Here is a 16,967-nt window from a genome sequence, read left to right as displayed (position 1 = left end):
TAAATTCTCACGATGGCAGATAATCAAATCAACGGAAAATCATGATCAAGCTGCGTGAACGTTTGGACACTCCCGAGGCTCTGATGGCGGCTATCGATGGCTACCATCATCTGCCAATCGACGTATTGTCACAATTTCTGCTCGAAAACTACACCGTCGATCTCGATGTTCTCGCACAATTTGCCGATGCGCTTGAAGCACGGTCGGCCCAGATTGCAAAAAGCGTCAATTCTTCCGTAGAACCACCACAGAGCGCCCATTCGGCAGCCTGATTTCCAACACCAGGTTTCAGGGACTTAATTGACAGACCCTAGCCGATGGCGGTGACGTCGGCGTTGTCGTCGATTGGCTGGTTCGGCTGGTTCGGCATTTGACCGGCTCCACCCTGCCAGATCTTCTGTCTGTTTCTGATTTCCCGGGGTGCAGGGCCGAAATAGGTCGCGGTCTTGATGAAGTCGCGCGGATGAAGGATCACGCTCGAAACGCGTTGATAGAGCGATTTTGCCGAAATGGGTTTCGACAACAGTTCGTGGACCCCCAATCTTCGGGCTTCGACAATCCTGCTGCGCTCCGTATGAGCCGTCACCATGATGATCGGAATGTAGGCGAAGGGATTGTTCGGGCTGCGGATCATGCGCACCATGTCCGCCCCGTCCAGAATGGGCATCACCCAGTCCAGGATCAGGATGTCCGGATTGGCACGGTCCATGGCTTCGAGACCGGATGCACCGTCCTCGGCTTCAACAATACGGCGCGCACCGAAACCCTGCAGCATTGTCCGCAGGATTGTCCGCATATACGCGCTGTCTTCGACCAGCAAAAACGTCAAAGAGGCAAGATCCAGGCTCACCAATTCCTCCTTGTTTCTCACTGTCTTGCCACGAAAATCTGAAGATTGGGTTAGCCGGTTGCCAAAGGACGTCAGCTGCCTCTGCGGCAGATTCCATTCACGCTGGCAAAGTGCTGATATGTCTGAACAAATCCTTAAATCCGGCTAAGCGCATTTGTCCGTTTTCATGACTTGGTAATGTTGCGGGCAATTAACTTTTTTGCGCGTACCGGATTAACGGGACTTTCAGAGCTGACGTTCATTTTGGTCGTAGAAACAAAAAGAGATGTCACTGTTCAATGATCACAAGCCTAATGACCACAGACCCGGACCAGAGCAGACAGGACAAGCCGCATGTGAGCGAGCATGAGCCGTCTGTAAACGGTCCGACCGGCATGCGCGACAACGTGCTGCTGTTTTCCGGAGTCGGGCTTGTGCTTCTCGCCGTGGCGATGGCGCTGTCAAACATTCTGGCTTGAGACGCACCGCCCCCAGGGCGACTGGATCCGCAGTCCGCGTAGCTGAAACCACACCTTCACATCATCATTTGTCCGGCAGGTCGTCGTCGTCCAGGATGCGCCATTTGGCGCCTTCCAGGTCGTCATACTGGCCGCTTTTCAAGGACCACAGGAAAGCAATCAGTCCCAGCGCGCCGAGAAACAGGGCGATCGGAATCAGGAAGATGAGAACATCCATCGCGGTTATCCCTTGCCCGCCGGCTTGAGTGACTGCCGGGTTTCTGCAGGCTCACGCTGGCTTCCTTCACCCCACCTCAGTTTCAGCGCATTGGCCGTCACGGCGATGGACGAGGCAGACATGGCAACAGCGGCCATGAGAGGCGTTACGAACCCGGCGACAGCAATCGGTACTGCGATCACGTTGTAGAGCGCCGAAATCCATAAATTCTGCTCGATTGCCGCGCGCGCCTTTTTGGAAAGCCGCAAAGCGTCGGCGACCGGCATCAGCCTGTCGCCCAGGAAAACCGCATCGGCTGCGGCCTGGCTCAAGTGGACTGCAGTGACCGGCGACAGCGACACATGCGCTCCGGCCAGCGCCGGTGCGTCGTTCAGGCCATCTCCGACCATAAGCACCTTGCGTCCCTCGGCCTGAAGATCTTCCAGACGTGCGATCTTCTGGGCGGGCTTCATGCCGGACTGCCACATATCAATGTCGAGAACCTTCGCGCAATCGGCAACAGCTGGCTGGGTATCGCCGGACAGGATCTCGAGCCGATAGCCCTCATCCCGAAGCAGATCGATCACCTCTCTTGCATCCGGGCGCAGGCTCTGACGGAATGCAAGCACGCGCACTGGTCTGTCACCATGACGCACGGCAAGCAGCGACGCACCAGGGACAGCCGCCAGAGCTGTATCGATCTCATCCCGGGACGCCCCACAAAAGAGCGGGCTGCCGAGGCGGAGACATTCCCCGTCAAAAATCGCCTCAAGACCTGCGCCGGGAACCTCCTCCACATCCGGCAGCGGGACCAGCGCACCGGTTGCCTTGACCAGGGCGGCCGACAACGGATGCCGGCTGGCCAGTGCGAGCCGGCCACCAAGCGCAATCGTTTCATCATCCGGGTCAATTGAGCCGCAAAGCTCCGGTTCGGCGCGCGTCAGTGTTCCGGTCTTGTCGAACAGGATTGTATCAATCTCGGCAAGCCGCTCGATCGCATCTCCGGAATTGAGCAGGATGCCGCAGCGGAACAACTGACCGGACGCCACGACCTGAACTGCCGGAACCGCCAGACCCAGAGCGCAGGGGCAAGTGATGATCAGAACCGAAATGGAAATCACAAGAGCGGGTTGCCAGGAAAGACCCGCCAGAAGCCATCCGAGGAAGGTCAATGCCGCTGCCCCATGAACCAGCGGGGCATAAAGACGCGCAGCGCGGTCAGCGATGCGGACATAGGCGGACTTGGCCTGGGAGGCGGTTTCCAGCAGCCTGTTGACCTCATCGAGGAGCGTTGCGCCGCTGGCCGCTTCGACCCGAACTTGCAAGGCTCCCGCCCCGTTCAGTGTCCCAGCGTAAACTCTTTGCTGCGGCCCGACGGGAACGAGGACGCTCTCGCCCGTGACAAGGCTCTGATCGATTTCGGACTGGCCTGTCTCGACGACACCGTCGACCGGCACCCGTTCACCGCCGGAAACCAGAACGAGATCACCGGAATTGACTTTCGAGAGCGGCACTTCGCGAACACTGCCGTCAGGATTGATCCTGGCAGCAACCTCGGCCTTGAGGGCCGCAATGTTCTCGGCAAATGACCGCGTTCGACCACGCATGTTGTGATCGAGATAGCGCCCCACCAACAGGAAGAACAACAGCATCACGGCAGATTCGAAATAGGCGTGATGGTGGTGCTGAAGCGTCTGGACGATGGAAAGCGCGACCGCAAGGAACACACCGATCACGATCGGAACGTCCATATTCAGCCGACCTGCTGCCAGCGCGCCGAACGCGCTTTTGACAAACGGTCGTCCCGCATACGCAACGGTCGGCAATGCAATCAGCGCCGACAGCCAATGGAAGAAATCGCGTGTTTCCGGTGTGATGTCCGTGGCGTTGCCTGACCAGACGGAGACGGACAGGAGCATGATGTTCATGCCCGCAAAACCGGCAACGGCAAGGCAGCGCAGGAGCTGCTTGCCCGTCTTGTCCTGGCGCTCTTTCTGACTGGCCGGGTCAAACGGATGTGCCGTATAACCAAGCCGTGCGAGCTCGCTGACGATCTCATCCGCCCCGGTCTGGTCTTCCACCCAGTCGACAGCGAGACGCTGGCTGGTGAGGTTGACGCGCGCAGCACGAATGCCCGGAAGACGTTTCAGGCCCCGCTCGATCTCTCCCATGCAGGCCGCACATGTGATCCCGTCGACGGCGAGGTCCATGTGGACCGCGCCATCTTTTGCCGGTGTAACGAATGCCTGCCAGTCTCGCTGATGTACTGTCACTGAACAGGATCCCTATTCCTTCAGGAAGATCCGGTTTTCGGACTTGAACCTGCGACTTCCGTCCTGCTCGATTTCTAAAACCAGTGTCCAGTTGCCTGCCGGCAAGGAGTCCAGCTCGGCTATGTAGCGGCCGCCGCCGTCGGCCCGCAGGAATGCTTCCATATCCGCCGTTTCCTGAGCCGGGTGACGCAACATCGCCTTGATTTCAATGCCGTAAAGGGGAGCCCCTTCTGCATCTGCCGCGGTGACCATCAGTTTCGTGGCACCTGAGCTTTCACGTGCGATTTCGCTGGAGACCTGCCACTTGAGATCGGCCTGGGCTTTTGCTGCCGCGATCTCCCGATTGTAGGTCTGGCCGGCCTCATAGGAGCTGTTCACCACCACGCCCGGGAACGACCCGAGCGCGAAGTAGATGAAAACACCGTTGGCGGTAAAAATAACGCCGAAGAAACACAGCAGCCAGACAAGCACGGTCTTACCCGTGATTGGCTTCGGATCTTTCATGTTCGATTGCGCTATCGTCATCCGTTGCTCCTCAGGAATCGCCGGGGGCTTTGAAGGTGTCATTGGCTGTTACCACTTCCCCCATCACGCTCTCGGTGATGCGGAATGTGACCGGTGTTGAATGGGGCATTTTTTCGCCGGGAGGCGAGCTCACAAGAACGCGCACTTCTCTGGTCGTATCCGGTCCGACTTCGATGATGGGACGTCCGGCAAAGGTCGAATCAGCGCCCACGGCCTCAACCGATGTGTTCGGCGGCATGCCTTCGACGTGCAGCATGAAAGCCCTGGAGTGGCGCCGCTTGTTGGACAGGCGGACCGTGTAGCCGTTCCTTACCGAGCCGTCGGACTGTTCGACGAAGACGGGATTGCGGTCATGCAGCACACTGATGTCGGCGAAATCGCGATTGAGCAGGGTAAACAGCATGATGGCGCCGACAACGGCGATGATCGCTGCGTAGGCGATCGTGCGCCAACGGACGATCTCGTAGACCGGTTCCTTGCCTTCCAGACGCCGCTCGATGTTTTCATCGGTGTCATAAGCGATCAAGCCGGTCGGCTTGCCGACCTTTTTCATAATGTTGTCGCAGGCATCGATGCACAGACCGCACTGAATACAGTCAAGCTGCAAGCCCTTGCGGATATCAACGCCGGTCGGACAAACCTGGAAACACTGGTAGCAATCGATACAGTCGCCTGCCGGCAATCCCTGGGCTTCAAGCTTCTTGTTGTGCTTCAGCGAGCCGCGTGGTTCACCGCGGTCCCAGCGATAGGTGACATTGAGTGCCTTTTCGTCCGTCAGCGCTGCCTGAATGCGCGGCCACGGACACATGTAGATACAGACCTGCTCACGCATGAAGCCGGCGAGCAGATAGGTGGTCGTCGTCAGGATCCCGATCCACATATAGGCGACCATCGGTGCCTGGAACGTCAGCAACTGCCAGACAAGGGTCGGTGCATCGTTGAAGTAGAGAACCCAGGCCCCGCCGGTCCACCACGCGATCATCAACCAGAAGAAATGCTTGGTGACCAGCTTGCGCACTTTCGAAAAGGACCAAGGTTCCTTGTCGAGTGCAATTCGCTCCCGCCGGTCGCCCTCAACCTGGCGTTCGACCCATAAAAACAGGTCAGTCCAGACGGTCTGAGGGCAGAGATAGCCGCACCAGATTCGGCCCGCGACGGCGTTCATGAGAAACAGCGCCACAGCCGCGATGATCAGTAGGCCCGTGAGATAGTAAACTTCCTGCGGCCAGATCTCGATGAAGAAGAAGTAGCCCCTGGCATTGTCCATATCGACCAAAACGGCCTGATTGGGTGCTTTCGGACCGCGGTCGTAGCGGACGAATGGCAGGAAGTAATAGATGCCCAGGGTAATGAACAGCAGCGCCCACTTGATCCTGCGGAACAGGCCGTGGGTTGCCATGGGGTAGATTTTCTTGGCCGACGCAAACCACTCTTCGGAGTGCTCGCCCTCATGCGTTTCGGTGTCCGCAGACATACCGTCCGTCCTTTATAACGCGATCCTGCCCCAATAGGATCCTGGTAAACTGCGGAGCGGGTTCGTCCCGCTCCCAAGTGCCGATCTTTATCAGCGCCATTTCAAAATAAACCGGCGCAAAGCGTCACACCTTGCGCCGGATCAAATGTGTCAGACGATCCGGCGCATTTGCCGCATCCTCACCACCTTGTTACTGACCACCGCCGAAGGAGTGGACATAGACGGTCAGGGACTTGATGGTCGCAGGATCAAGACGGCCTTCCCAGCCCGGCATCACACCGTTCCGCGGATTGGCAATCTGTGCCTTGATCTCGTCGAGCGAGTTTCCATAAAGGTAGTTCGCAGACATCAGGCTCGGTGCACCGACTTCCTGGATACCTTCCAGGCTGTCACCATGGCAGGCAGCGCAGTTGTCCTCGTAGAGAACCTGGCCGGCTGCAAGGTCAACACCATCTTCTGTCTCCTGTCCCGCGCGTGAGGCGACAAAGTTGGCAACCTGGTCGATTTCCTCGCGGGACAACAGTTCGTCCGCTCCGAAAGCCGGCATGTCGCCGAACCGGGCATCGTCGCTCTCGTTGCGGATGCCGTGGAGCAACGTGGTGTGGATATCATCCAGCGTGCCGCCCCAGATCCAGGTATCGTCCTGAAGGTTCGGATAGCCCTCCGCACCGGTACCGCCGTTGCCGTGGCAAGGTGCGCAGTTGTCGCCAAAGGCTGCACGGCCATTGGCAAGCGCGAACTGAAGCAGTTCCTGGTCCTGAGGAATGTCCTCAAGTGCCGTGGACACGATCTTGTCGGCGAATTGCGATCTGTCCGCGACGCCCTTGTCGTAGGCGGCAATCGCCTCTTCGCGCTGGCTCGCCCCCAAAACACCCTTGGTGTAGGTGGTCACCAGCGGCCAGGAGGGATAGAGCACCCAATAGATCACGGCCCAGACCAGCGTTGCGTAGAAGATGTAGAGCCACCATTTCGGCAACGGGTTGTTCAGTTCCTTCAGACCATCCCATTCGTGGCCGGTCGTCTCGACCCCGGAGATTTGGTCGACTTCCTTGTTTTGTGTGTCCGCCATGGATCAATCCTCCCGGAACGGGATCTGAGCAGCATCGTCGAACTTTTTCCGGTTCTTCGGCCACAAGGCGTAGGCCAGAACAATGCCAAACATGATCATGAAATAGATGAGGCCCCAGGTCTGAGCGAAGCCCGCGAAAGCGCTATACGTCTCGTTCATGGCTCTACCTCGCGTTAGCCGCATCGTCGTAGATGGAGAAGTCGACCATTGTGCCGAGCACCTGGAGATAGGCGACCAGCGCGTCCATTTCGGTGACTTCCTTGGGGTTGCCGTCGAAATCGCGGATCAGGGCTGTCGGCCAGCGTTCCTCGAACTCATAGGCCGCATCGGAGTCCGGCATGGCCTGTCCAAGCACATCCGACGCCGCGCTTTCGATCTGCGCTTCGGTGTAAGGCACGCCGTAAATGGAGTTGACTTCCAGATGTGCCTTGATGTCCCGTGTTTCCAGCCTGTTTTCCGCCAGGAACGGGTAACCGGGCATGATCGAGGCCGGAACCAGCGAGCGCGGGTTGACCAGGTGCTCGACGTGCCAGTCGTCGGAGTATTTGCCGCCGACGCGGGCCAGATCCGGTCCGGTCCGCTTCGATCCCCACTGGAACGGCCGGTCATACATGCTCTCTGCTGCCAGAGAGAAGTGACCGTAGCGCTCGATCTCGTCGCGCATCGGACGCACCATCTGCGAATGACACAGATAGCAGCCCTCGCGCACGTAGATGTCGCGCCCGGCAAGTTCCAGCGGCGTATAGGGCCTCATGCCCTCGGTCTTTTCGATCGTGCTCTTCAGGTAGAAGAGCGGTGCGATCTCGACCAGACCGCCAATGGCGACCGCCACCAGGATACCGACCAGAAGAACGAAGGAATTCTTCTCGAAGATTTGGTGTTTATTCCATGCAGACATTGGTGTCCCTCCCTTATTCGGCCGGAGCCAGGGAGCCAGCCGGCGTGGTGTCGGCTTCTTCAGCCTCACCATGACGGACGGTCATCCAGAGATTGTAGGCCATGATCAGGGCGCCGACCACGAAGAGCGCACCGCCGAGAGCACGGATGATGTAGAAGGGATGCATCGCTTCCACGGTTTCAACGAAGGAGTATTCCAGGAAACCGAGACTGTCATAGGCGCGCCACATCAGGCCCTGCATGATGCCGGACACCCACATTGCCGTGATGTAGAGAACGATGCCGAGCGTGGACAGCCAGAAGTGCCAGTTCACCAGTTTCAGCGAATAAAGGCCCTTCTTATTCCACAGCCACGGAACCAGACAGTAGATTGCACCGAAGGAAATGTAGCCCACCCAGCCGAGCGCACCGGAGTGAACGTGACCAATGGTCCAGTCAGTATAGTGCGACAGCGAGTTGACCGAACGCAGGCTCATCAAAGGTCCTTCGAAGGTCGACATGCCGTAGAAGGCGACAGACACGACCATCATGCGCAGAACCGGGTCGGTCCTGAGCTTGTCCCATGCGCCTGACAGCGTCATCAGTCCGTTGATCATGCCACCCCAGGACGGCATCCACAGAATGATCGAGAAGGTCGCACCGAGGGTCGAGGCCCATTGCGGCAGAGCCGTGTAGTGCAGATGGTGCGGACCGGCCCAGATATAGATGAAAATCAGCGCCCAGAAGTGCACGATGGACAGGCGGTACGAATAGACCGGTCTGTCAGCCTGCTTGGGGATGAAGTAGTACATGATGGCGAGGAAGCCGGCGGTCAGGAAGAAGCCCACCGCGTTGTGGCCGTACCACCACTGCACCATCGCATCCTGTACACCCGACCAGACGATGTAGGACTTGGTCGAGTAGATCGAGACCGGGATCGTCAGGTTGTTTGTGACGTGCAGCATGGCAATCGTGACGATGAACGCCAGGTAAAACCAGTTGGCCACATAGATGTGGGGTTCCTTGCGCTTCCAGAGCGTGCCGAGGAAGAGGAACAGGTAGAACACCCAGACAATCGTCAGCCACAGATCAGCGTACCACTCAGGCTCTGCATATTCCTTGCCCTGTGTCGCTCCGAGCAGGTAGCCCGTGCCAGCGATCACGATAAACGCGTTGTACCCGAGCATCACGAACCAGGGCAGGATCTTGCCCGGCATGCGCACGCGGCAGGTTCGCTGAACCACGTACATGGAGGTTGCCAGAAGCACGTTTCCGCCGAAGGCGAAAATCACCGCTGACGTATGCAGCGGGCGCAGGCGACCAAAATTGGTCCAGGGAAGATCGAAATTCAATGCCGGCCAGGCCAGCTGAAGCGCAATCACGAGGCCAACCGTGAAACCGGCCAAGCCCCAGAACATAGCGGCTATCGCACCAAACTTGATCGGTCCGAGGTTGTAGTTAGGCTTTCCGTCGATTTCGGCCGGGATTGGTTGTCCGCCGTCGTCGAAGAAGTTCTTAAAGATCAGGAAAACGCTGACCGCGGCGAACAGTGCGCCAATGCCAGCGTGAAAAGCCATGACCTGATCAAAGGTCTTGCCCGCAACGATTATGCAAGCGAATGCAAGCAGCACGAGGAAGATGGCGAAACCACCCTCCTCGAGCGAGACCAAACCGGTCTTTTTATGTGCCATTTCAGCGCCCCAGTTATTAGATTCCATGCAAGGTGCCAACGATGGCACGACCATGCGCACGTCTCCCGGCGAGCCGCGTTGATTCATATCAACAGCTCCGGGTTTCCCCCTCAGCCTTTGGTCGTAAGACGGGTTGCGCGACAATTTGGCAGCAGATTAAGGGCCTGTTGGCATTGTCATTTTCCGAAGGAAACAACCGCCCAATCGTGGTAAGCGTCGAAGCGGACGCACCTTTCCGCGCACCGTCCGATCTTCCATCCGCCAGCAGGCGGCACCTTCCCTCGCGAACCGGCCAGTGACTGATCGATCCTTCAAATCCGCGATCCTCTCCCCGAATCTCGCCGGCAGTCTCTGGATGATTGCCGCAATGGCGGCCTTTGCGCTGGAGGATGCCTTCGTCAAACATGCCGCTCTGGAACTCCCCGTGAGCGAAGTCCTGATCCTTTTCGGCCTCGGCGGAGCACTTGCGTTTTGGGGTCTGGCCGGGTTGAGGCGGGAGACCGTGTTTCATGCGGACGTGTTGTCGCCTGTCATGAAAGTCCGGTTCGGTTTCGAACTGGTCGGACGGTTGTTCTACATTCTTGCGCTTGCCTTGACCCCGCTCTCTTCGACGACGGCCATCCTTCAGGCGACACCTATCTTCGTTGTGCTTGGTGCTGCGCTGTTCTTTAAGGAAACTGTCGGCTGGCGGCGCTGGAGCGCGATCTTCGTCGGATTGATCGGCGTGCTGATCGTGCTGCGCCCAGCCGGAGACAGTTTTTCCGTGCTCTCGCTGCTCGCGGTTATCGGCATGCTCGGTTTTTCCGGCCGCGATCTCGCAAGCCGGGCAGCACCTGCGACCTTGAGCACGAATGTTCTGGGTTTTTACGGCTTTCTCACAATCATCATTGCCGGCGTGCTGTTCAGTTTCTGGGAGCAGCAGGCGCTGATCGTGCCCTCAACTTCGGCCCTTCAGGCCCTAGCGGCAGCCGTCGCTTTTGGTGTTGTTGCCTATAGCTCCCTGATGAAAGCCATGCGCACCGGCGAGGTCGCCACTGTCACTCCATTCCGCTATTCAAGGCTCCTGTTCGGCATTCTCCTTGGCGTCCTCTGGTTTGACGAAACGATCGATTTTCAGATGCTGATCGGCTGTGGCGTCATCGTGGGATCCGGTCTGTTTATTCTGTGGCGCAGCAACAAGGCCCGAACGTAAGGTCCTGAACCTGCAATCAGTCCAGCTTCGCCGACATTCTTTGCAGCTCAGCTGTCACGAGCGCAACGGCCTTGTTGGCGCGACCTCCTGGCAGGCCCCACATCGAGATTGCGTGAGGCAGGGGCACTTGCGTGGCAAGGGGTGCAACAAGCGCCCCGGACTTCAGATGCTCTTCAACCAGAGCCTTGTGAGCCATCAGGACGCCAGCACCGTTCAAGGCTTCTTCAACGGCCAGCGCATACAAGGAAAAAACAGGACCTTTCGGAACCAACCCGACTTCGGGACAGGCCTCTGCCGCCCAGATGCGCCAGTCGTCTGCCCAGGCTGTATCCGTCAGACAAACGGCCTGAACAAGGTCACGAGGACTTCGAATGGTTTCGGCGATCTGCGGCGAACAGACCGGCAAAAGGGCATCACCGGCAAGTGGTGTTTTTCCGGCGGCATCCGCATCGTCGTAGAAGAGGCACAGGTCGAACGGCACGCGTTTCAGGTTAGGCGGTGCCTCTGTCGCCGTGACGGAAATGTCGATCTCGGGGAAACGGGCGCGCAATTGCGGCAGCCGCGGCGCGAGCCAGAGCTGGGCGAGCGCGGGTAGCGCTGCGATGTGAACTTTGCCGGGCGCCGCCTCATGCTGCAAGTCGCGTATCGCGGCCGTCAATGCGTCGAACGCTGACTGGAACCGCGGCCTCGCCCGTTCCCCCAGTGCCGTCAGATGCACGCCCCTTGCGTGACGTACAAAAAGATCTGCGCCGAGCTCCTGTTCGAGGATCTTGATCTGGGCGGCCACGGCGCCCGGCGTAACCTGCAATTCCTCGGCCGCTTGCGCGAAACCTCCCAAACGCGCGGCGGCTTCGAATGCACGCAAGGCGTTGAGAGACGGCAGTCGTGGGAAGGGCGGCGCAACGGGCATTGGTAAGACTCAATTTTTCTAGCCCTTATTTTTCTAAAATCTGATTTGCGCAATGGCAAGCAGACGTGGAAACTGCGAGCAATCAAGAGCTAGGGTACGGACCCTGACACCTCCGGAGCGACAGCATGACCATCATGGAAAAATATCCCTGGCTTCCCGCCGCCGCCCTCGCCCGCATCGAGGAGGTCACAGGACAAACCGCAGATCGGTCGAGCTCGGACCTTGCCGCACGCATCGAAGACCTGGTGGCGCAAAACAAGACCATCCATGAACGCGATTGTTTCAATTTGAATCCGGCCACCAATGTCATGAACCCGCGCGCTGAGGCCCTGCTCGCCAGCGGATTGGGTTCTCGCCCCTCGCTCGGGTATCCAGGTGACAAATACGAGATGGGTCTGGAGGCGATTGAGGAAATCGAGGTGATCGCCGCCAATCTGGCCTGCGAGATTTTCAAGGCCGAGTATGCCGAGATCCGTGTCGCCTCCGGTGCCCTCGCCAATCTTTACGCATTCATGGCGACGACGAAGCCAGGCGACGCCATCATTGTCCCGCCAGCGACGGTCGGAGGGCACGTAACGCATCACGCGCCTGGTTGCGCGGGGCTCTACGGACTGGAGATTCATGAAGCCCCCTTCGATGCGGACGGCTACACGATTGATCTGGACGGTCTGCGCGCGCTGGCGCTCAAGGTGAAGCCGAAACTGATTACCATCGGCATGAGCCTTAACCTGTTTCCGCACCCGGTCCGCGAAATCAGGTCAATCGCCGACGCAGTCGGCGCCAAGGTGTTGTTCGACGCAGCTCACCAGTGCGGCATGATCGCCGGTGGTGTCTTCGCCAATCCACTTCAGGAAGGCGCGCATGTGATGACCATGAGCACCTACAAAAGCCTCGGCGGACCCGCAGGAGGGCTGCTGGTTACCAATGAACCCGATCTTACCGAGAAACTGGACGCCATTGCCTTTCCGGGCCTGACCGCGAATTTCGACGTCGCCAAGTCGGCCGCGCTTGCCATCTCACTTCTGGACTGGCGGGAATTCGGTCCGGGATACGCCGCAGAAATGGCCGCTGCGTCAAAAGCCCTGGCAGTCGCGCTTTCCGAAGCGGGCCTGCCGGTTTTCCAGACCTCGAAAGGATTTACGGCATCGCATCAGTTCGCCCTTGAAGCGGCTGCGTTTGGCGGCGGTCAGGCGGCTTCCAAGAAGCTCAGAAAAGCTGGGTTCCTTGCCTGCGGCATCGGTCTGCCGATCGCACCGGTCGACGGCGACATGAACGGCCTGCGGTTTGGAACACCCGAACTCGTGCGCTGGGGCATGACCGCATCGGACATGCCTCGGCTGGCAAGCCTCATAGCCGAGGCACTGCGTTCAAACGATCCGGAAGCAATGGCAAAAAGGGTCTCCGACTGGCGCCGGCAATTCGACACAATGCACTTCGTTCGGACTTGAAAAGCGGCCTTCCGTTTTCGCCCATCTCTGCCTACCCTTAAAGCGGCAGGCGCGTAAGCGCTTGAAGGGGGACACGAGACATGAAAAGAGACGCGAACCAGGGATATGCAGCCCTTGAGCAAATCGCAGTCAACTCACCTGACCTGCTGAAATCCCTTCTTGAGGGGTCTCCGGACACAATCAGTCTCTCCGACGTCAGGCATCCCGATTTGCCGCTTACATATGTCAATCCGGCCTTTACCAGGACGACAGGGTACAGTCCCGACGAGGCCCTGGGCCGCAACTGCCGTTTCCTGCAAGGCGAAGATACAAACAAGGACGATGTCGCCAGGATCCGCAAGGCGATCAACGCGCGTGAGCCTGTGGACGTCGTTCTGCTGAATTACAAGAAATCTGGCGAGCCCTTCATCAACGCACTGCGCATGGCGCCGATTTTCGACAGTTCCGGCCAGTTATCTGCCTATCTCGGCATTCAGCAAGACATCACCGAAGAGCGGTTGCGAGCGGAGCGGGACATTGGCCAAAACCGCTTGGAAGCTCTCGGAACGGCGACCGGATCCCTAGCGCATCAGCTCAACAATCTTCTGCATCCGGTCACCAGCCTCATTTCGCTGCACCTGTCCGACATAGAGAACGCTGACGTCCGGAGGGATCTGGAGATGGCGCACTACAGTGCGCAGCAGGCAGCCGACCTATCGGACAACCTTCTTGGCTTGTCCCGTGGCAGTTTTCGCGAGGAAACAGACACCACCAGTCTTTCGGACGGGTTGAACCGCGCGATTGATCTGGTGCGGCTCATGCTGCCGCCGACAATCACCATTGAAACAGCTTTCGGGAACCTTCCAAAAGAACTGAATATTCCGATCAATGAGACTTTGTTTGCACAAGTATTGATCAACATTGTCACAAACGCCTCCCAGGCGACGAAGCATTCAGGGATAATACGTATAGACGTCACCCAAGACGAAGACTCGAGCGTGAAAATATCGATTGCCGACAATGGCCCGGGGATACCGGCCGAACTTCGCAAAAAAGTATTCACGCCCTTTTATTCAAAAAGCATTAGTAAAAATAGCAGTGGACTCGGCCTTTCTGTTGCTTCGCAAATTATTAATAAAGTTGGTGGAAAAATAATATTTGGAGAGGGCCTCATACAACCTGATGGTGACGGATTCGGTTGTATGTTTACTATAGATGTACCGATAATTACGTAGGGTTGTATTTCGGCACATCTGGGAGAGACGGACCAATGTGCCAAATTCTACTGATTGACGATATGAAGCCGGTTCGCCATGCCATTGCAGCAACGCTGCGCAGGGCCGGGCACGACGTTGTGGAGACGGACGACGGCAACAAGGGGCTCGAGATCGCCTCGAAAAAGCGCTTCGACCTAATCATCACCGACATCATGATGCCCGCTTCCGACGGCACCGATGTCGTGTTCGCACTCAAGTCCGCGCCGACGGGCCCGAAAGTGGTTGCAATGTCGGGCGGAGGGTCGGGTATTCCGGCGGACGACGCCTTGACCCTGTCGGCTTCGCGCGCCGATGCAGTTCTGAAAAAGCCATTCACCAATGAGCTCCTGATCGAGACCGTGAGCAACCTCACCTCGAACTGAGCATCTATTCATCCACGCTTTCGGAGGGGAAATTCGTGGCCTGGTTTTACAATATGCGACTGACGCAGAAGCTTCTGCTCGCCTTTGGTGCATTACTTGTCGTGATGCTCTTTCTGGGCGGGAAATCCGCCCTGATGTTCCGAACGCTTGATCAGGAGTTCACTGAATTCACTGAACATGGCAACGCGCTTGCCGCGGCGACAGACATCACCCAAGCCTTCTCCCACATGGAGATCAAGGCGATCGAGTACGTCGAGAATTCGTCGGATGACAAGCTTCAGGCAGTCGATGCCGCCCACACGAATGTGCTTCAGCTGATTGACGAAAAGATCAAGAAGCTGCACGTGCCGGAAGAGATCGAACCGCTCGTAGACGCTCGAAAGCACGTTGAAATCTACTGGAAGAACTTCCAGAAGGTCGCCCATGAGCGCGCGCTGCAAAAGGACATTGTCGATAACAGCCTGCACAAGGCCGGCGACAAGCTCCAATACGAGATTGTGACGGTCTTCAAGCACAAACAGGAACAGGACTCAAAGAACGGCAAGCCGTCTGAGACTGTCGAGCTTGTCACGGACGCCATGATCCACCTTCTGATCGCCCGGGACCACGCGAACCGGTTCATCTATTCAGGAATGGAAAGCGAACTCGATTATGCGCTTTCGGAGATCGACAGGGTCAAGAAGGACCTGACCAGCGACGCCATGGCAAAGCTTGATGGCGAGGACAAGCAACTGGTCGACGATGCCCTTAAACAGATTGAGGTCTATGTAAGCGCTCTCAACGAGTTCCGGACGCTCGAAACGGACATCCGGCACCTGGAACATGACGTGATGTTCGCCGAGGCGAAGATCGTCGCCGACGACCTTGCCGCCATCAAGCAGTATGCGATCGATGCGGAGCACAAGATCGAAAAGCTCGTTCACGCGCAGACCAGCAATGCGATCCTGTTTTCGGTGATCGGCACGGCGCTGGGTGTCATCCTCGGGCTGACAGCCGCCTTCTTCCTGGGGCGCATGATCAGCCGTCCGATTGTCAACCTGTCCGGCACGATGAAGGATCTTTCGCAGAATCGGCTCGAGACCGAAATACTACCTCCACGCGGCAGGGATGAAGTGGCGGAGATGACCGAGTCGGTGATCATTTTCCGCGACGGCCTTGTCGAACGCCAGCGGATGCGCGAGGAGCAGGAGAGAAACCGCGAAACGACCAACCGGCGACGCGACGAGTTGGATCAGATGATCGGCATCTTCGGCAATACCATTCGCGGCATTTTCCAGCGCATGTCGCATTCCTCGACCGAAATGTCCGAGACAGCTGTCACCTTGACAGAAACGTCCGAGAACTCGACGAACCAGGCAACCGTGCTCGACAAGGAAGCCAGTGACACGTCCTCGATGGTGGCGACCGTTTCCTCGGCGGCGGAAGAACTGATTTCCTCCATTCAGGAGATCCGGCGCAATGCCGATCACTCCGCGGAAATCGCCGCTCGCGCTTCAGACCGCGCGGAGGAAACCAAGTCCAACTTCACCGAACTGGTCACCGCGTCCGATCAGATCACGAGCGTCGTCGACCTGATCCGCGAAATCGCCGACCAGACAAACCTGCTTGCGCTCAACGCGACGATCGAGGCGGCGCGCGCCGGTGAAGCCGGCAAGGGTTTCGCCGTCGTAGCCTCCGAAGTCAAGGAACTGGCGGCACAGACCTCCCGGGCAACCGGCGAGATCAGCAACCAGGTCGGTGCGGTTCAGCGCACGGCCCAGAGCGCGGAACAGTCGATCGGCGAGATCTACGGCACGGTCCGCGAGATCAACGATGTCGCGACCAGCATCGCCTCCTCTGTTACCCAGCAGGAAAGCGCAACCTCTGAAATCGCCCGCAGCATGGAGACGGTTTCCAGCAGCGCGGCGCGTGTGCGAGACAGCGTTTCGATGATGCGCCAGAATTCGGAGGATACCGCCAATTCCTCCAAGATGGTGAAAGACGGCAGTTCGGTTGTCTATGACGAGGCGGTTCTGCTTGGCGATGAGGTGGAAACGTTCCTGGACGCTATCGGCAATCGCGGCGATGACGAAACCTACCGGATCTACGATGTGAACTGGCCGGCCACTCTTGAAGTCAACGGCAATCAGGTCGCAACGACAACGACGAGGATTTCCTCCGCCAATTGCACGATCGATGCCAAGATCGATCTTGACCCCGGTACACGTGTCGTCTTCGTCTGCGAGCAGCTTTCAAATCCGATCGAGGCACGCGTCGCGATGACGGAAGGCAACAGCACGACCCTGCAATTCCCGCTCAATCTGGATCACATTGCAGATCTCAGGATCAAACTTGAGCAGATGAACCTCTCAGCGGCTGCCTGAGCCAAGTTTGACGATTATAAGGGG

At 58.0% G+C, this 16,967-nt stretch carries 17 protein-coding genes; 7 read left to right on the top strand and 10 right to left on the bottom strand.

Translation table 11 applies throughout. From position 1 onward, the window contains the following. Nucleotides 1-41 precede the first annotated feature (41 nt). Nucleotides 42-272: a hypothetical protein gene (locus RBB47_RS03925; RefSeq protein WP_305984438.1), complete on the top strand. Its 231-nt coding sequence runs from the start codon at nucleotides 42-44 to the stop codon at nucleotides 270-272. A gap of 38 nt (nucleotides 273-310) precedes the next feature. On the opposite strand, the gene RBB47_RS03920 is transcribed toward RBB47_RS03925, so the two are convergent. After that, complete coding sequence (locus RBB47_RS03920; protein WP_371932735.1) at nucleotides 311-853, bottom strand: response regulator; 543 nt, start codon at nucleotides 851-853, stop codon at nucleotides 311-313. Nucleotides 854-1,128: 275 nt separating this feature from the next. On the opposite strand from RBB47_RS03920, the gene RBB47_RS03915 reads away from it, so the two are divergent. Next, entirely contained in the window at nucleotides 1,129-1,308 is a 180-nt protein-coding gene (locus tag RBB47_RS03915) for a hypothetical protein (protein ID WP_305984436.1), read from the top strand. A gap of 64 nt (nucleotides 1,309-1,372) precedes the next feature. On the opposite strand, the gene ccoS is transcribed toward RBB47_RS03915, so the two are convergent. The 8 genes from ccoS to ccoN form a co-directional block, all read right to left on the bottom strand. Further along, nucleotides 1,373-1,525 (bottom strand): cbb3-type cytochrome oxidase assembly protein CcoS, encoded by a 153-nt coding sequence (ccoS, locus tag RBB47_RS03910; protein WP_305984435.1) that lies wholly within the window; start codon nucleotides 1,523-1,525, stop codon nucleotides 1,373-1,375. Nucleotides 1,526-1,530: 5 nt separating this feature from the next. Then, nucleotides 1,531-3,777, bottom strand: a complete 2,247-nt coding sequence (locus RBB47_RS03905) for a cation-translocating P-type ATPase (RefSeq protein WP_305984434.1) — start codon at nucleotides 3,775-3,777, stop codon at nucleotides 1,531-1,533. 12 nt (nucleotides 3,778-3,789) lie between these two features. Then, a complete protein-coding gene (locus RBB47_RS03900) occupies nucleotides 3,790-4,302 on the bottom strand; it encodes a FixH family protein (RefSeq protein WP_305984433.1) in 513 nt (170 codons plus the stop codon). Nucleotides 4,303-4,312: 10 nt separating this feature from the next. Beyond that, nucleotides 4,313-5,776, bottom strand: coding sequence for a cytochrome c oxidase accessory protein CcoG (ccoG, locus tag RBB47_RS03895; RefSeq protein ID WP_305984432.1), 1,464 nt, complete (start codon nucleotides 5,774-5,776; stop codon nucleotides 4,313-4,315). A gap of 190 nt (nucleotides 5,777-5,966) precedes the next feature. Next, nucleotides 5,967-6,845 carry a cytochrome-c oxidase, cbb3-type subunit III gene (gene ccoP, locus RBB47_RS03890; protein WP_305984431.1) on the bottom strand — a complete coding sequence of 293 codons (879 nt, stop codon included), beginning with the start codon at nucleotides 6,843-6,845 and terminating at the stop codon, nucleotides 5,967-5,969. Nucleotides 6,846-6,848: 3 nt separating this feature from the next. Beyond that, a complete protein-coding gene (locus RBB47_RS03885; protein WP_305984430.1) occupies nucleotides 6,849-7,004 on the bottom strand; it encodes a cbb3-type cytochrome c oxidase subunit 3 in 156 nt (51 codons plus the stop codon). 4 nt (nucleotides 7,005-7,008) lie between these two features. Continuing rightward, nucleotides 7,009-7,743, bottom strand: a complete 735-nt coding sequence (gene ccoO / locus RBB47_RS03880) for a cytochrome-c oxidase, cbb3-type subunit II (protein WP_305984429.1) — start codon at nucleotides 7,741-7,743, stop codon at nucleotides 7,009-7,011. A 13-nt stretch (nucleotides 7,744-7,756) separates the two neighbouring features. Beyond that, the gene (gene ccoN, locus RBB47_RS03875) at nucleotides 7,757-9,412 is read right to left on the bottom strand and encodes a cytochrome-c oxidase, cbb3-type subunit I (RefSeq protein WP_305984428.1); all 1,656 of its coding nucleotides are present in this window, start codon (nucleotides 9,410-9,412) and stop codon (nucleotides 7,757-7,759) included. Nucleotides 9,413-9,707: 295 nt separating this feature from the next. Here ccoN and RBB47_RS03870 point away from each other — a divergent pair, with 295 nt between their 5' ends. After that, nucleotides 9,708-10,604: a DMT family transporter gene (locus RBB47_RS03870; protein ID WP_305984427.1), complete on the top strand. Its 897-nt coding sequence runs from the start codon at nucleotides 9,708-9,710 to the stop codon at nucleotides 10,602-10,604. 16 nt (nucleotides 10,605-10,620) lie between these two features. Here the strand turns inward: RBB47_RS03870 and RBB47_RS03865 are convergent, their stop codons facing one another. Then, complete coding sequence (locus RBB47_RS03865) at nucleotides 10,621-11,514, bottom strand: LysR family transcriptional regulator (protein ID WP_305984426.1); 894 nt, start codon at nucleotides 11,512-11,514, stop codon at nucleotides 10,621-10,623. A gap of 125 nt (nucleotides 11,515-11,639) precedes the next feature. On the opposite strand from RBB47_RS03865, the gene glyA reads away from it, so the two are divergent. From glyA to RBB47_RS03845, 4 genes are all read left to right on the top strand, one after another. Continuing rightward, on the top strand, nucleotides 11,640-12,962 hold the full coding sequence (gene glyA / locus RBB47_RS03860; protein ID WP_305984425.1) for a serine hydroxymethyltransferase: 1,323 nt from the start codon (nucleotides 11,640-11,642) through the stop codon (nucleotides 12,960-12,962). 80 nt (nucleotides 12,963-13,042) lie between these two features. Continuing rightward, nucleotides 13,043-14,176: a nitrogen regulation protein NR(II) gene (locus RBB47_RS03855; RefSeq protein WP_305984424.1), complete on the top strand. Its 1,134-nt coding sequence runs from the start codon at nucleotides 13,043-13,045 to the stop codon at nucleotides 14,174-14,176. Nucleotides 14,177-14,211: 35 nt separating this feature from the next. Beyond that, nucleotides 14,212-14,580 carry a response regulator gene (locus tag RBB47_RS03850; protein ID WP_305984423.1) on the top strand — a complete coding sequence of 123 codons (369 nt, stop codon included), beginning with the start codon at nucleotides 14,212-14,214 and terminating at the stop codon, nucleotides 14,578-14,580. A 35-nt stretch (nucleotides 14,581-14,615) separates the two neighbouring features. Continuing rightward, nucleotides 14,616-16,943, top strand: coding sequence for a methyl-accepting chemotaxis protein (locus tag RBB47_RS03845; protein WP_305984422.1), 2,328 nt, complete (start codon nucleotides 14,616-14,618; stop codon nucleotides 16,941-16,943). Nucleotides 16,944-16,967: the final 24 nt, after the last annotated feature.

Origin of the sequence: Roseibium sp. MMSF_3544 (genome assembly GCF_030732845.1) — a bacterium.
In the GTDB taxonomy this organism is placed as follows: Bacteria; Pseudomonadota; Alphaproteobacteria; order Rhizobiales; family Stappiaceae; genus Roseibium.
Note: the sequence above shows the minus strand (reverse complement) of the source record. Positions and strands in the feature narration are given on the sequence as shown.

Bases quoted from the DNA above. Each gene is read 5' to 3' on its own strand.
- RBB47_RS03925 (WP_305984438.1), top strand. From the start codon at position 42: ATGATCAAGCTGCGTGAACGTTTGGACACTCCCGAGGCTCTGATGGCG.
- RBB47_RS03915 (WP_305984436.1), top strand. From the start codon at position 1,129: ATGATCACAAGCCTAATGACCACAGACCCGGACCAGAGCAGACAGGAC.
- ccoS (WP_305984435.1), bottom strand. From the start codon at position 1,525: ATGGATGTTCTCATCTTCCTGATTCCGATCGCCCTGTTTCTCGGCGCG.
- RBB47_RS03900 (WP_305984433.1), bottom strand. From the start codon at position 4,302: ATGACGATAGCGCAATCGAACATGAAAGATCCGAAGCCAATCACGGGT.
- ccoG (WP_305984432.1), bottom strand. From the start codon at position 5,776: ATGTCTGCGGACACCGAAACGCATGAGGGCGAGCACTCCGAAGAGTGG.
- ccoP (WP_305984431.1), bottom strand. From the start codon at position 6,845: ATGGCGGACACACAAAACAAGGAAGTCGACCAAATCTCCGGGGTCGAG.
- RBB47_RS03885 (WP_305984430.1), bottom strand. From the start codon at position 7,004: ATGAACGAGACGTATAGCGCTTTCGCGGGCTTCGCTCAGACCTGGGGC.
- ccoO (WP_305984429.1), bottom strand. From the start codon at position 7,743: ATGTCTGCATGGAATAAACACCAAATCTTCGAGAAGAATTCCTTCGTT.
- ccoN (WP_305984428.1), bottom strand. From the start codon at position 9,412: ATGGCACATAAAAAGACCGGTTTGGTCTCGCTCGAGGAGGGTGGTTTC.
- RBB47_RS03865 (WP_305984426.1), bottom strand. From the start codon at position 11,514: ATGCCCGTTGCGCCGCCCTTCCCACGACTGCCGTCTCTCAACGCCTTG.
- glyA (WP_305984425.1), top strand. From the start codon at position 11,640: ATGACCATCATGGAAAAATATCCCTGGCTTCCCGCCGCCGCCCTCGCC.
- RBB47_RS03855 (WP_305984424.1), top strand. From the start codon at position 13,043: ATGAAAAGAGACGCGAACCAGGGATATGCAGCCCTTGAGCAAATCGCA.
- RBB47_RS03850 (WP_305984423.1), top strand. From the start codon at position 14,212: ATGTGCCAAATTCTACTGATTGACGATATGAAGCCGGTTCGCCATGCC.